The 13,550-nt window shown below is 68.1% G+C and carries 11 protein-coding genes; 8 read left to right on the plus strand and 3 right to left on the minus strand.

The genetic code is table 11. The features are described 5' to 3' along the window. Positions 1-24: 24 nt before the first annotated feature. Positions 25-693, minus strand: a complete 669-nt coding sequence (locus ACWW1C_RS07390) for an SACE_7040 family transcriptional regulator (RefSeq protein WP_455982830.1) — start codon at positions 691-693, stop codon at positions 25-27. 92 nt (positions 694-785) lie between these two features. Here ACWW1C_RS07390 and ACWW1C_RS07395 point away from each other — a divergent pair, with 92 nt between their 5' ends. The 5 genes from ACWW1C_RS07395 to ACWW1C_RS07415 are packed head-to-tail and all read left to right on the plus strand — an operon-like array spanning position 786 to position 6,801. Beyond that, positions 786-2,348: a carboxyl transferase domain-containing protein gene (locus tag ACWW1C_RS07395; protein ID WP_455982831.1), complete on the plus strand. Its 1,563-nt coding sequence runs from the start codon at positions 786-788 to the stop codon at positions 2,346-2,348. Between the two features lies 1 nt (position 2,349). Then, positions 2,350-4,338: an ATP-binding protein gene (locus tag ACWW1C_RS07400; protein WP_455982832.1), complete on the plus strand. Its 1,989-nt coding sequence runs from the start codon at positions 2,350-2,352 to the stop codon at positions 4,336-4,338. Continuing rightward, positions 4,335-5,498 (plus strand): acyl-CoA dehydrogenase family protein, encoded by a 1,164-nt coding sequence (locus ACWW1C_RS07405; protein WP_226521200.1) that lies wholly within the window; start codon positions 4,335-4,337, stop codon positions 5,496-5,498. Before ACWW1C_RS07400 ends, ACWW1C_RS07405 begins: the two co-directional genes overlap by 4 nt. Continuing rightward, positions 5,495-5,998 carry a MaoC family dehydratase gene (locus tag ACWW1C_RS07410; protein ID WP_455982833.1) on the plus strand — a complete coding sequence of 168 codons (504 nt, stop codon included), beginning with the start codon at positions 5,495-5,497 and terminating at the stop codon, positions 5,996-5,998. Before ACWW1C_RS07405 ends, ACWW1C_RS07410 begins: the two co-directional genes overlap by 4 nt. Then, complete coding sequence (locus ACWW1C_RS07415) at positions 5,995-6,801, plus strand: HpcH/HpaI aldolase/citrate lyase family protein (protein ID WP_455982834.1); 807 nt, start codon at positions 5,995-5,997, stop codon at positions 6,799-6,801. Before ACWW1C_RS07410 ends, ACWW1C_RS07415 begins: the two co-directional genes overlap by 4 nt. A 6-nt stretch (positions 6,802-6,807) precedes the next feature. On the opposite strand, the gene ACWW1C_RS07420 is transcribed toward ACWW1C_RS07415, so the two are convergent. Together ACWW1C_RS07420 and ACWW1C_RS07425 are read right to left on the minus strand one after the other, a co-directional pair. Next, positions 6,808-7,485 (minus strand): LuxR C-terminal-related transcriptional regulator, encoded by a 678-nt coding sequence (locus tag ACWW1C_RS07420; RefSeq protein WP_455982835.1) that lies wholly within the window; start codon positions 7,483-7,485, stop codon positions 6,808-6,810. Further along, positions 7,460-9,706: a sensor histidine kinase gene (locus ACWW1C_RS07425; protein WP_455982836.1), complete on the minus strand. Its 2,247-nt coding sequence runs from the start codon at positions 9,704-9,706 to the stop codon at positions 7,460-7,462. Before ACWW1C_RS07425 ends, ACWW1C_RS07420 begins: the two co-directional genes overlap by 26 nt. A gap of 475 nt (positions 9,707-10,181) precedes the next feature. On the opposite strand from ACWW1C_RS07425, the gene pdhA reads away from it, so the two are divergent. From pdhA to ACWW1C_RS07440, 3 genes are read left to right on the plus strand one after another with little or no spacing between them, the layout of a single operon-like run. Further along, the gene (pdhA, locus tag ACWW1C_RS07430; protein ID WP_455982837.1) at positions 10,182-11,279 is read left to right on the plus strand and encodes a pyruvate dehydrogenase (acetyl-transferring) E1 component subunit alpha; all 1,098 of its coding nucleotides are present in this window, start codon (positions 10,182-10,184) and stop codon (positions 11,277-11,279) included. 1 nt (position 11,280) lies between these two features. Beyond that, complete coding sequence (locus ACWW1C_RS07435; protein ID WP_455982838.1) at positions 11,281-12,333, plus strand: alpha-ketoacid dehydrogenase subunit beta; 1,053 nt, start codon at positions 11,281-11,283, stop codon at positions 12,331-12,333. Beyond that, a complete protein-coding gene (locus ACWW1C_RS07440) occupies positions 12,330-13,538 on the plus strand; it encodes a dihydrolipoamide acetyltransferase family protein (RefSeq protein ID WP_455982839.1) in 1,209 nt (402 codons plus the stop codon). The genes ACWW1C_RS07435 and ACWW1C_RS07440 overlap by 4 nt, the downstream gene beginning before the upstream one ends. The last annotated feature ends 12 nt before the right edge of the window (positions 13,539-13,550 follow it).

Genomic DNA, 13,550 nt, shown 5'->3' on the forward strand with positions numbered 1-13,550 from the left:
GCGGAAACGTTGAAGCGGGCCGGATCAGCGGCGCGGGGCCAGTGCCGCGGCGGTCATGGCGCGCAGCACGGCGCGTGAGGATTCCTCCTGCTTGCGGGCACCGCCCGCTGCCGCCGAATTGCGGGCACCGCCCGCTGCCATCGAATTGCGGGCACCGCCCGCGGTGACACTGTGCGGGGTCGAGTTCAGTAGCCCGAACGCGGCGTGCGCCATGGTGCGGGCGTCGGCTTCGCTGCGCGACGGGTCGAGCCGGCGCAGGACGTCGACCCAGATCTCGACGTACTGGCGCTGCGAGCGGCGCACCTGCCGTTTGGCGGCGTCGGGGAGGTTGTTCAGGTCGCGGTCCTGAATCCGGATGAGGTCGGATTCGCCCAGTGCGAAGTCGAGGTGGAACTCGATGAGGCCTTCCAGTGCGGCTGTGGCGCTGTCCGCTTCGGCGACCACCGCGCGTCCACCTTCGTGCAGTCGGGCGCTGACGCTCACCAGCAGCTCGACCAAGAGCGCTTCTTTGTTGGGGAAGTGCCGGTAGATCGCGGGCCCGCTGATGCCGGCCGCGGAGCCGATGTCCTCGAGGCGGACGGCCAGGAAGCCACGTTCGGCGATGAGTCGTTCGGCGGCGGCGACGAGCTGGCTGCGCCGGTCGGATTTGGCTCGGCTACGCGGTGTTTCGGCGTCTGACTCCGATGCCGTCATCGACACCTCCAACCCGGTCTGGACAACTCAGTTAATGAAGACTAACATCGCGTTCGGTTATTCGCCATTAACTCAAGCGAAATGGAGCGACGATGTCGCCGAGCGTTTCCCATCGGGTATCGCATCGTGAACAGCACCTCGAGCTGGTGGCTGAGCTGAAGGACAAACTGGCTGTCGCCGCGCTCGGCGGCTCGGAGCGCTCACGTGAGCGCCATGTCGGCCGCGGCAAGCTCCTGCCGCGCGATCGGGTCGACGGACTCCTCGATCCGGGCAGCCCCTTCCTCGAGATCGCGCCACTGGCCGCGAACGGGATGTACGACGACGAATGCCCAGGTGCCGGAATGATCGCCGGCATCGGCCGGGTCTCCGGCCGGGAGTGCCTCATCATCGCCAACGACGCGACGGTGAAAGGCGGCACGTACTACCCGATCACGGTCAAGAAGCACCTACGGGCGCAGGAGATCGCCAGCCAGAACCAGCTGCCGTGCATCTATCTCGTCGACTCGGGCGGCGCGTTCCTGCCCCGCCAGGACGAGGTGTTCCCGGACCGCGAGCACTTCGGCCGCATCTTCTTCAACCAGGCCAACATGTCGGCGCGGGGCATTCCGCAGATCGCCGCGGTGCTCGGCTCCTGCACCGCCGGCGGTGCGTACGTCCCCGCGATGAGCGACGAGGCCGTCATCGTCCGCAACCAGGGCACCATCTTCCTGGGCGGGCCGCCGCTGGTGAAAGCCGCTACGGGCGAGGTGGTTTCGGCCGAGGACCTCGGCGGTGGTGATCTGCACTCCAAGATTTCCGGCGTCACCGACCACCTGGCCCACGACGACCGCGACGCGTTGCGCATCGTGCGCCGCATCGCCGCGACATTCGGGCCCCGCACCCAGACGCCCTGGGACGTCGCCCCGACGGTGGATGCGGTGTGCGATCAGACCGAGCTCTACGACGTGGTGCCGATCGACTCCAAGGTGCCGTACGACGTGCACGAGGTGATCACCCGGATCGTCGACGGTGGCGAATTCACCGAATTCAAGGCGGAATACGGCACGACCCTGGTCACCGGCTTCGCTCGCATCCACGGCCACCCGGTGGGCATCATCGCCAACAACGGCGTGCTGTTCGGCGAATCCGCCCAGAAGGGTGCGCATTTCATCGAGCTGTGCGACAAGCGGTCCGTGCCGCTGCTGTTCCTGCAGAACATCTCCGGCTTCATGGTGGGCCGCGACTACGAGGCCGGTGGCATCGCCAAGCACGGCGCCAAGATGGTCACCGCGGTGGCGTGCGCCCGGGTGCCGAAGCTGACCGTCGTCATCGGCGGCTCCTACGGCGCCGGCAACTACTCGATGTGCGGCCGCGCGTACTCGCCGCGGTTCCTGTGGATGTGGCCCAACGCCCGCATCTCGGTCATGGGTGGCGAACAGGCCGCCTCGGTGCTGGCCACCGTGCGCGGTGACCTGACGCCGGAGGAGGAAGAGGCCATCAAGGCCCCGATCCGCCAGCAGTACGAGGACCAGGGCAACCCCTACTACTCGACGGCCCGCCTCTGGGACGACGGCGTCATCGACCCGGCAGACACCAGAACCGTGGTGGGGCTGGCCCTTTCAGTTGTTGCGCAGGCTCCGCTCGAGCCTGTGTCCTACGGCGTTTTCAGGATGTGAGATGAAGACTTTCGATACTGTCCTGGTCGCCAATCGTGGCGAGATCGCCGTCCGCGTCATTCGCACGTTGCGGGCCATGGGCATTCGTTCGGTGGCGGTGTTCAGCGACGCCGACGCCGGCGCCCGCCACGTGCTCGAGGCTGACGTCGCGGTGAACATCGGCCCGGCCCCGGCCCGGCAGAGCTACCTGAGCATCGAGGCCATCGTGAACGCGGCCCGGCGCACCGGTGCGCAGGCTGTGCACCCGGGCTACGGATTCCTTTCGGAGAACGCCGAATTCGCCGCCGCGCTGCATGACGCCGGCATCGTCTTCATCGGTCCGCCGGCCAAGGCCATCGGCACCATGGGCGACAAGATCACCGCCAAGGCGGCGGTGTCGGCATTCGGAGTGCCGGTGGTTCCCGGCATCTCGCGTCCGGGGCTGACCGACGACGAGCTCATCGCCGGCGCCCCCGAGATCGGGTTCCCTGTCCTGGTGAAGCCGTCCGCCGGCGGCGGTGGCAAGGGCATGCGAGTGGTGCATGCCGCTGCCGAGCTGCCCGCCGCGCTGGCCTCGGCCCGTCGCGAGGCCGCCTCGGCGTTCGGCGACGACACCCTGTTCCTGGAACGATTCGTGTTGAACCCCAGGCACATCGAGGTCCAGGTCGTCGCGGACAGCCACGGCAACGTCGTCCACCTCGGCGAGCGTGAGTGCAGCCTGCAGCGGCGGCACCAGAAGGTCATCGAAGAGGCCCCGTCGCCCGTGCTCGACGAGGCAACCCGGGCGCGGATCGGTGCGGCCGCCTGCGACACCGCCCGCAGCGTCGACTACCGCGGCGCGGGCACCGTCGAGTTCATCGTCTCGGCCGACCGGCCCGATGAGTTCTTCTTCATGGAGATGAACACCCGGCTTCAGGTGGAACACCCTGTCACCGAGCTGGTCACGGACATCGACCTGGTCGAGCTGCAGGTGCGGGTGGCGGCCGGTGAGGCACTGCCGGTGGCGCAGGACGACATCACGATGACCGGGCACGCCATCGAGGCCCGGGTGTACGCCGAGGACCCGGCGCGCGACTTCCTCCCGACGGGCGGCACCGTGCTGGCGCTGGCCGAACCTGCTTCTGCCCGAGTGGATTCCGGTCTTCGGGCGGGCTCGGTGATCGGCAGTGACTACGACCCGATGTTGTCGAAAATCATCGCGTACGGCCCGGATCGGGAATCGGCGCGACGCGGTCTCGATCGGGCGCTGGCGGACACCGCGGTGCTGGGTGTCGGAACCAACATCGATTTTCTGCGGTTCCTGCTGGCCGACGAGGACGTCATCGCCGGACGGCTCGACACCGGGCTGCTGGACCGCCGCACCGCCGACTACGTCGCGGCACAAGCCGGCGACGACGAGTTCATCGCCGCCGCCGCGTACCGCTGGCTGCACAGCTGGTCGGACGCCGGCGAGCTGTGGGCCACGCCGTCCGGCTGGCGGGTCGGGGAGCACGCGCCGACGACGATCCGACTGCGGGCCGGCGACCGCACCGACCACGTCCACCTCACCGGAACGCCCGCTGCCGCCACGGCACGCATCGAAGACGGCGAACCACGCAGCGTGGCAGCGTCGTTGGTCGGTGACCGGCTGATCGTCACCGTCGACGGTCTGCGCACCGAATACCTGACCGCCGTCGAGGATCACCGGCTGTGGCTGGCCGGTGCCGGCCGCACGACCGTCATCGAAGATGTGCGCGAAGCCCCGGTCCGCGCCGACGACGAACACAGCGGTGACGCCGAGATCGTCAGTCCGATGCCCGGATCCGTTGTCGCCGTGGGTGTCGGGGACGGGGCGACGGTCGGCGCCGGTGACGTGGTCGTCACCGTCGAGGCCATGAAGATGGAACACGCGTTGTCGTCGCCGGTCGACGGCACCGTGGAATTGCTTGTCGCCGTGGGCGATCAGGTCAAAGTGGGCCAGCCGCTGGCCCGGATTACCGCTGCAACTGATGCAACTGAGGAGACCAAGTGAGCGACTTTATTTCCACCGGCACCCTGCCGGACCACTATGCCCAACTGGCCAAGACGGTCCGGGACTTCGCGCAGACGGTCGTCGCGCCGGTAGCGGCCAAGCACGACAAGGACCACACCTTTCCCTACGAGGTCATCGACGGCATGGCCGACATGGGTCTGTTCGGCCTGCCTTTCCCCGAGGAGTACGGCGGCATGGGCGGCGACTACTTCGCCCTGTGCTTGGCCCTGGAAGAACTCGGCAAGGTCGACCAGAGCGTCGCCATCACGCTCGAGGCGGGTGTCGGCCTCGGTGCCATGCCGGTGTACCGCTTCGGTACCGAGGCGCAGAAGCAGGAATGGCTGCCGCAGCTGGCCAGCGGAAAGGCCCTGGGCGCCTTCGGTTTGACCGAGGCCGGCGGCGGCAGTGACGCCGGCGCCACCAAGACCACCGCCAAGCTGGACGGCGACAGCTGGGTTATCAACGGTTCCAAGCAGTTCATCACCAACTCCGGCACCGACATCACCAAGCTGGTGACCGTCACGGCCGTGACCGGCGAACTGCCCGGCGGGCACAAGGAGATTTCGGCGATCCTGGTGCCGGTGCCGACGCCGGGCTTCACCGCCGAGCCCGCCTACGACAAGGTCGGCTGGAACGCCTCGGACACTCACCCGCTGAGCTTCGACGACGTCCGAGTGCCGGCCGAGAACCTGCTCGGCGACCGCGGCCGCGGCTACGCCAACTTCCTGCGCATCCTCGACGAGGGACGCATCGCCATCGCCGCGCTGTCGGTGGGTGTGGCGCAGGGCTGCGTCGACGAGTGCGTGAAGTACTCCAAGGAGCGGGAAGCCTTCGGCCGCAAGATCGGTGGCTACCAGGCCATCGCCTTCAAGATCGCCCGCATGGAAGCCCGCGCCCACGTCGCGCGCACGGCCTACTACGACGCCGCGGCGCTGATGCTGGCGGGCAAGCCGTTCAAGAAGGCGGCCTGCATCGCGAAGATGATCGCCAGCGAGGCCGCGATGGACAACGCCCGGGACGCCACCCAGGTGTTCGGCGGCTACGGCTTCATGAACGAGTACCCGGTGGCCCGGCACTACCGTGATTCGAAGATTCTCGAAATCGGTGAGGGCACAACGGAAGTTCAGTTGATGCTGATCGCGCGGGAGGCCGGGCTGTGAGCACTGGCGAAGCGGCACCCAAGAAGATCATCGAGCAGCGCGGGCTCTGGTACGAGGAGTTCCAGCCCGGTGTCATCTACCAGCACCGGCCCGGTCGCACCATCACCGAAGCCGACAACGTCCTGTTCACCACGCTGACCATGAACACCCAGGCGTTGCATCTGGACGCCGCGTTCTCCGATGCATTGCCGCCGTTCCATGCGCGGCTGGTGAATTCGATGTTCACCCTGTCGACGCTGGTGGGGCTGTCGGTCGCGCAGCTGACCCAGGGCACGATCGTCGGGAACCTCGGTTTCTCCGACATTGCTTTCCCCAGGCCGCTTTTCCACGGTGACACGCTGTACGCGGAGTCCGAGGTGATCGAGAAGCGCGAGTCCAAGAGCCGCCCGGGCGAGGGCATCGTCACGTTCGCCCACACCGGCCGTAACCAGCACGGCGACATCGTGGCCACGGCGGCGCGCAAGACGATGGTGCGTAAGCGCCCGGTGGGAGAGGCATGAGTCTGTCTGCTCCCGGTCCCGGCTGGCTGTTCTGCCCGGCCGACCGCCCCGAGCGGTTCGAGAAGGCCGCTGCCACAGCTGATGTGGTGATCCTCGATCTGGAGGACGGCTGCGCGGCGAAGGACCGGCCGGCCGCCCGTCAGGCGCTGATCGACACCCCGCTGGACCCGGCCCGCACGGTGGTGCGGCTGAATCCGTCGGACACCGCCGATCACCCGCTGGATCTGGCGGCGCTGGCCCGCACCCCGTACACCACGGTGATGCTGGCGAAAACCGAATCAGCCGAACAGGTTCGGGCGCTGGCGCCGCTGGACGTGGTGGTGCTGGTGGAGACGCCGCTCGGTGCGCTCGCCGTCACCGAGACCGCCCGGGTCGACAACACCTACGCCGTCATGTGGGGTGCCGAAGACCTGTTCGCTGCCACCGGGGGCACCGCCAATCGCTGGCCCGACGGCAGCTACCGCGATGTGGCCAAGCACGTCCGGTCACAGTCGTTGTTGGCGGCCAAGGCCTTCGGCAAGCTCGCGCTGGATTCGGTGTACCTGGACATCAAGAACCTGGACGGCCTGCGCGCCGAGGTCGACGATGCCGTGGCCGTCGGATTCGACGCCAAGGTGGCCGTCCATCCCACCCAGGTTGCGGTCATCCGCTCCGGCTACGCGCCGACCGAGAAGGAAATCGCCTGGGCGCGTGCGGTACTCGATGCCGCGACCCGCGAGCGCGGCGTATTCCAGTACGACGGCCTCATGGTCGACATGCCGGTGCTCCGCCGCGCCGAGCGCATCATCGCTCTGGCCCCGTAGCGGCAGCTAGAGGTCCTCGACGCTGAGGATGCCGTCCTGCACGGCGCGGGCGACGAGTTGGGCTTTGGTGGCCGCAGGCCGTCCCGCCGCGGCGTATTTGGCGCGGACGCGTTGCAGATGGGTCCGGACGGTGGTCGGTGCGAGGTGTAGGCGCTTGGCGACGATGTCCTTGCTCTCGGTCTGAAACCAGGCCTTGAGCACTTCGCGTTCGCGCTTGGTGAGCCCGGGCCGGCCGGAGTCGGTGTCCGAGCAGATGGCCGCGGCCATCCGGGGACCGATGTACGGCTCGTGGGTGCTGGCCGCTCGGATGGCCTCGATGAGGTGGCCCTGGCCTTCACTCTTGGCCAGATACGTGACCACGCCGATGCCGAGGCAGCGCAGAATCACCTCGGCGTTCTCCAGGTGCGAGTAGACGATCACCGCATGCCCCGCGTCGACGATGGCGGCGACAGCGTCGAAATCGGGCTGGCGGCTACGCAGTTCGAGGTCCAGGATGACCGCGGCCAACTCGTGATCGGCCTTCGGATAGACGGCCAGGAATGATTCGGCGTCGAGATGGTCGGATGCGACGCGGATGGGTGGGTCCGCCTGTGCGCACCATGCCGAGACGCCGGTGTGGATGACGTCGTGGTCATCGACAACGGCTATGGCCAGGGGCTCAGGTCGGTTGGCCGGCGCGGACATGTTCGGTCGGTCTCTCTGGCAGTGGATGGCGCACGGTGATCCACACCGTGTCATCAAGGGTGGTCAAGTCGAATTCATCTTCGTCGCAGACGCTGGATTTCGTCGGCAAATCGGTGTGGCCGGCGCGGTGACACATGATGCTGAGCTCGACGGCGGCGGCCTCGGCGGTCAGCGTGATCCGGGCGGGTGAGGCGGCCGAGTGGAGCACCTGGTCGACGAGTCGGGCCAGCCGTCGCGCTGTCGGCACATCCATGGTCGGTAGCGTGCCCTGGACGTCGACGGAGACGGCGATGCCGCGATTCTGGGCCGCGTCGACGCGAGGGCGCAACTCACGCAGCAGCACGTGCTCGAAGCTCGATGACTGGTCGAAAAGGGTACGCAGGCGCTGGTATTCGAGTTGTGCACGGCGCCGCGTCTCGTCATCGACCGGTTCGCCCTCGGCGAGGGTCGACAGCAGGGGCTGGATGGTGTCGGCGAGGTCCGCATAGCGGCGGTCGTACTCCTCCTGCACGGCATCGGCGATGCGTGCTGCGGCAGTGAGGCGCATGTGACTCTCGGTCTCGGCGGTGGCGGCAGCCGCGGACTGCCGGATCATGTCAGCCACGACCAGCGCGCAGAATTGAGCGACGAGCACGCTCGCGGTGTCGTATCCGAGGTCGACGATCGTATGGGCCGACGGATTCCGGATGATCGCGTAGATCGCGGGCACGACCCAGCACCACACCAGGACGCCGACCGCGTAGCCGAGTCGGACGCTGAGCAGCAGCGGCAGCACACACCAGCCGATCGCCCCTTCGGCCCACTGCAGCTGGGGGTCGAGGTCGTTGATCGGCATCGAGATCGACTGCACCAGAGCGACAATCACGAGTGCGACGATGCCGAAGCGGGCCCGCGGGTTGGTCCGGCCCATCACCCGTGGGATCGCCGACAGTGTCGCCGCTGTGGTCACGACGATGAGGACCCATTGCAGATGGGGATGGGCCGCGAAGGCCAGCGAGGCCGGGACGGTCACCAGCAGGTTCACCAGCGCATAGGCGACCAATGCCAGCCCGAATACCATGTGTGCCCGCTCGATCAGCCGTTCCGGGTCCGGCGCTGCCGTCGCATTGGCAGATGTTGCGGTGGGCCACCGCAATTCAACCGATGTGCCGCGTCCGGGCTGTGTGCTGATCTCGGCGACGCCGCCGAGCTGCTGCATGCGGGCGACGATCGAGTCGGCGATGCCGTGCCCGCGCGTCGGCTGCGTGCTGTCGAATCCGCATCCGTTGTCGGTGATCTGAATCCGGCCGATATGGACGGTAATGGTGACGGCGGTGGCACCGGAATGCCGGTCGACGTTGGTGAGGGCCTCCCGGGTGGCGGCCGCGATGGTCGCTGCCGTCGCGCCGTCCACCCACATCGCGGTGGCACCGGCATAGCTCACCGGCGTCGTGGCGTGGGTGGCGTGATCACGCAGGGCGGCAACGAGATCTGCCGGCGGCGCGGGTGCGTGGGATGCCTCGGTGAACACACGAAGGTCGCGGCGCGCCTGGGCGGCAACGCGATCCGGCGACAAGGCGGTGCCGGTGCCCACCATCAGCAGGGTGGACGCGACGGTGTCGTGGAGCAGGCGCATCTGCTCGCGGTCGTAATCGCGGACGGCGGCGTTGACTTTCTGGCGCAGCTCGACCGCGAGCCGTTCGGCGCGCGCGACGTCGACCTTCTCGGCCACCCGCACCGTCAACATCCGGATGAGCGTCGACGCGATCCACAGCAATGCGAAGTAGTAGACGTTGACCCACTGATCGGCGTCGCGCAGTCCGTCGACCGACGCCACCCCAGCGGCGAGCGCGGCAGCGACTCCCGCGGTCATCGCCATGTTGAGCAGGGGTTCGAATACCGTGAAGCTCGCGATGGCGGTGCCGGCGATCGCGATCGGCGCGCAGGTCGACGGGCACACCTGGCGGTCGGATGAGAGGACCGGTAGGGCCTGACAAGCGACGATCGTGACGGCGTAGTCGATCGCGATGATGCGCGGCGTCGCGGAGCGGGTCAGCAACCGGTACAGCGACCAGGCGCCGGCCAGGCACGCGAAGGCGGCGCCGGCCGCGCCGACCCGTGGCGCCGGGACCAGCACGACGGCGTAGACCACCAGCGCCGCGCCATGACGCATGAAGAGGCTGATGCCCATCGCGTGCTGCAGGAAGTTGCGGCGTGCGGCGCCTGTGTCGGTGTCAAACATGATGAGACTGAGGTAGCGCGAGGTCAGGGGGCGGGCGCGGCTGACACGCGGGCGACGCGCCGGCCGGCGCGGTTCGGACGTCTCATCGTTTTCTCGCTTCTGGCACTGCCACGTTGATGATGCGATGGTTTTAGCACGCGGCAACGACAGATTCTGGGCCGATCGGCGTGTCACCAGGGCAAATGACAGTGAATTCATACGTTCGGGCTACAAGTCGGCCGTATTGCCCGGGCGCCGCACGTACCTGCCCGACACGTCTCCACTCCGTTACCTGCGATAACCGCGGCCAGACGGCCTTCGGGCGCATAATGGCGGTGATGCCCCAGCACTGCGGCGAGCAGAGCGGATCATCCGACTGATGCCACACCCCGGCATCGGCCGGCGACCCCCACCACCCGGGGGTTGCCCTGGTCGCCACCGCGCTGAGCTTCTCGCGGACTGACGGCCGAACATGCCGTCACCGAAAGGAGACGGTATGGCTGACGTGTCGGTCCCCGGCCTGAACAACCGGGTGGATCTCGAACCCGTGCAACTCATCGCGCCCGACGGCGCACCCACCTCCGACGAGCGGTACCGCCGCGACTTGCCCCCCGAAACACTGGGCTGGCTCTACGAGGAGATGGTCGTCACCCGCGACCTCGACGGCGAGTTCGTCAACCTGCAACGTCAGGGCGAGCTCGCGCTGTTCGCCTCGTGCCGCGGCCAGGAAGCCGCGCAGATCGGCGCCGCGGCCTGCCTGCGCAAGACCGACTGGTTGTTCCCGCAGTATCGAGAACTCGGCGCCCTGCTGGTCCGCGGCATCACGCCCGCCCAGATCAGCGCGGTGTGGCGGGGGCGCTGGCACGGCGGCCTGGGATTCACCGAAAAGCACTGTGCGCCAATATCGATCGATATCGGGTCACATGGTCTGCATGCGGTCGGCGCGGCGATGGCCGCGCAGCGGCTCGGGGAGGACTCGGTGACCGTGGCGTTCGTCGGCGACGGCGGCACCTCCGAGGGCGACATGCACGAAGCGCTCAATATCGCGGCCGTCACCGCGGCGCCGTGCGTGTTCTTCGTGCAGAACAACCACTGGGCCATCTCGATGCCCGTGCGTCGTCAGCAGGCCGGGCCGTCGATCGCCCACCGTGCCATCGGCTACGGGATGCCAGGCGTCCGGGTCGACGGCAACGACGTGCTGGCCTGCTACGCGGTGATGGCCGAGGCGGCGCAGCGCGCCCGCGACGGTGACGGGCCGACGCTGATCGAGGCCGTCACGTACCGCATGGGTCCGCACACCACCTCCGATGACCCGACCCGATACCGCGATCCCGACGAGCTGAAGCGGTGGGAGGCGCGCGATCCCATCGCACGCTACCGGGTCTACCTCGAACAGGTCGGGGTGTGGACACCGCGCCTGCAGGAGCACGTCGAGAATCGCTCCCGACGACTCCGCGCCGACTTGCGTGAGGCCGTGCTGACCGCGCCGGACTTCGACGTCGCGGACATGTTCGACAACGTCTACGCCGACATCACACCCGAACTGGCCCGGCAGCGCGACGCGCTGCTGGCCGAATTGGATTGGGAGGGCTGACATGACGCAGATCATCGAGCGACCGTCGTGGTCCGGTGATGCGGAGCCCGATGAGCCGGAGCCGCCGGCCGCGTCGTCGACGGTGGCCACCGTATCGATGGTGCAGGCCATCAACCGTGCTCTGCACGACGCCATGGCCGCCGATGATCGGGTCCTGGTGTTCGGCGAGGACGTCGCGCAGTTGGGCGGGGTGTTCCGCGTCACCGACGGCCTGCACGAGACCTTCGGGGAAGCAAGGTGTTTCGATACGCCGCTCGCCGAATCGGCGATCGTGGGCATCGCGATCGGGATGGCGATCCGCGGCATGGTGCCGGTTCCCGAAATCCAGTTCGACGGGTTCGCGGCCCCGGCGTTCGACCAGATCGTCAGCCACCTCGCGAAGTACCGGATGCGTACACATGGCGATGTCGACATGCCGGTGACCATCCGCATCCCGTCGTTCGGCGGTATCGGTGCGGTGGAACATCATTCGGAATCGACCGAGTCCTACTGGCTGCACACCGCCGGGCTGAAGGTGGTGATTCCGTCGACCCCGTCGGATGCATATTGGCTGCTGCGCGAAGCCATCTCATCCCGCGATCCGGTGATCTTCCTCGAACCGAAACGCCGGTACTGGACCAAGGGGGAACTGGACACCAGCGTGCCGGCACCGCCGATCGGGCGGGCCGCGGTGCGGCGTACCGGGCGGGACGTCACCGTCATCACCTACGGCTCGCTGGTCGACACCGCCCTGGCCGCCGCCGAGCACGCCGAGGATCACGACCTGGAGGTCGTCGACCTGCGGTCGCTGAACCCGCTGGACTTCGACACCATCGCCGCCTCGGTCCGCAAGACCGGTCGCGCGGTGGTCATGCACGAGGGGCCGCGCACCCTGGGCTTCGGCGCCGAGTTGGCGGCCCGAATCTCCGAAGACCTCTTCTATGACCTGGAGGCACCAGTGTTGCGCGCCACCGGCTTCGACACCCCGTATCCGCCGGCCCGACTGGAGAAACTGTGGCTGCCCGGCGTCGACCGGCTGCTCGACTGCGTGCACAAGGCGATGAGCCAGCCATGACCGCGACCCACGACTTCCTGGTGCCCGACCTCGGCGAAGGTCTGGAAGACGCCACCATCACCTCCTGGGCCGTGGCGGTGGGGGACACCGTCGAACTCAACCAGGTCCTGTGCACCGTGGAGACCAACAAGGCGGCCGTGGAGATACCCAGTCCCTACGCGGGTGTGGTGACCGAACTCGGTGGGGCAGAAGGGCAGACGCTCGCGGTGGGCGCCGTCCTGGTCCGCATCGCCAGCGATGCGGCGGTGGCGGCCGAACCCACGGAGCCGACGGCCGCGCCGGAAGCCGAGTCCGAATCCAGACCCAAAGCCGAAGCACCGCAACGCAAACCCGTGCTGGTGGGGTACGGCGCGGACGCCGATCTCGACACCACCCGACGGCGGCCGCGGGCCAAGCCGCGGGTGCGCAAGCTGGCCGCCGAGCTGCACGTCGACTTGACCGGGGTGGCGCCGTCCGGTCCGAACGGCATCGTCACACGTCAGGACGTACTGGCCTCGGTGCACCAGACAGGCGACGCCGACCTGGTTCCCGTCAGCGGTGTGCAGGCCGAGATGGCACGACGGATGTCGGTGTCACGCAGGGAAATACCGGATGCGCACGCCTCGGTTGAGGTGGATTGCGCCGAATTGCTCCGGGTTCGCGACACCCTGGCAGGCGCCGACGGCACTGTCACACCGTTCGTGCTGACGCTACGGCTGCTGACCATCGCGCTCCGGCACCACCGCGAGTTCAACGCCACCTGGGTGCCGTCCGAACACGTTGCAAGCGTGCATCTTCACGAATCGGTGCATCTCGGTATCGGCGTCGCGACGTCGCGGGGGCTGCTGGTGCCGGTGGTCCGGGACGCCGAGCGCCTCTCCACCCGCGAACTGGCCCGGGCGGTGGACGGACTGATCCGCTCCGCCCGCGACGGCACGCTCAAACCTGTTGAACTGCATGGCTCGACGTTCACCGTGTCGAATTTCGGTGCCCTCGGTCTGGACCAGGGCGTGCCCGTCATCAACTATCCGGAGGCGGCGATCCTCGGGATGGGAACGCTCAAACCCCGTGCCGTGGTGCGCGACGGCGACGTGGTGGCGCGGCCGACCATGACGCTCACCTGTGCCTTCGACCACCGGATCGCCGATGGCGCCGGGGCCGCGGCGTTCCTCGGTGAACTACGGGCGCTCATCGAGGCGCCCGAACTCGCGCTCCTGGACGCCTAGGCCTGATCGCGG

The organism is Mycobacterium sp. HM-7 (genome assembly GCF_053852335.1).

Excerpts from the sequence above, each read along its gene's own strand:
- ACWW1C_RS07420 (WP_455982835.1), bottom strand. The coding sequence starts at position 7,485 with ATGTCCGCGCCGGCCAACCGACCTGAGCCCCTGGCCATAGCCGTTGTC.
- pdhA (WP_455982837.1), top strand. The coding sequence starts at position 10,182 with ATGGCTGACGTGTCGGTCCCCGGCCTGAACAACCGGGTGGATCTCGAA.
- ACWW1C_RS07390 (WP_455982830.1), bottom strand. The coding sequence starts at position 693 with ATGACGGCATCGGAGTCAGACGCCGAAACACCGCGTAGCCGAGCCAAA.
- ACWW1C_RS07415 (WP_455982834.1), top strand. The coding sequence starts at position 5,995 with ATGAGTCTGTCTGCTCCCGGTCCCGGCTGGCTGTTCTGCCCGGCCGAC.
- ACWW1C_RS07435 (WP_455982838.1), top strand. The coding sequence starts at position 11,281 with ATGACGCAGATCATCGAGCGACCGTCGTGGTCCGGTGATGCGGAGCCC.
- ACWW1C_RS07440 (WP_455982839.1), top strand. The coding sequence starts at position 12,330 with ATGACCGCGACCCACGACTTCCTGGTGCCCGACCTCGGCGAAGGTCTG.
- ACWW1C_RS07400 (WP_455982832.1), top strand. The coding sequence starts at position 2,350 with ATGAAGACTTTCGATACTGTCCTGGTCGCCAATCGTGGCGAGATCGCC.
- ACWW1C_RS07395 (WP_455982831.1), top strand. The coding sequence starts at position 786 with ATGTCGCCGAGCGTTTCCCATCGGGTATCGCATCGTGAACAGCACCTC.
- ACWW1C_RS07425 (WP_455982836.1), bottom strand. The coding sequence starts at position 9,706 with ATGTTTGACACCGACACAGGCGCCGCACGCCGCAACTTCCTGCAGCAC.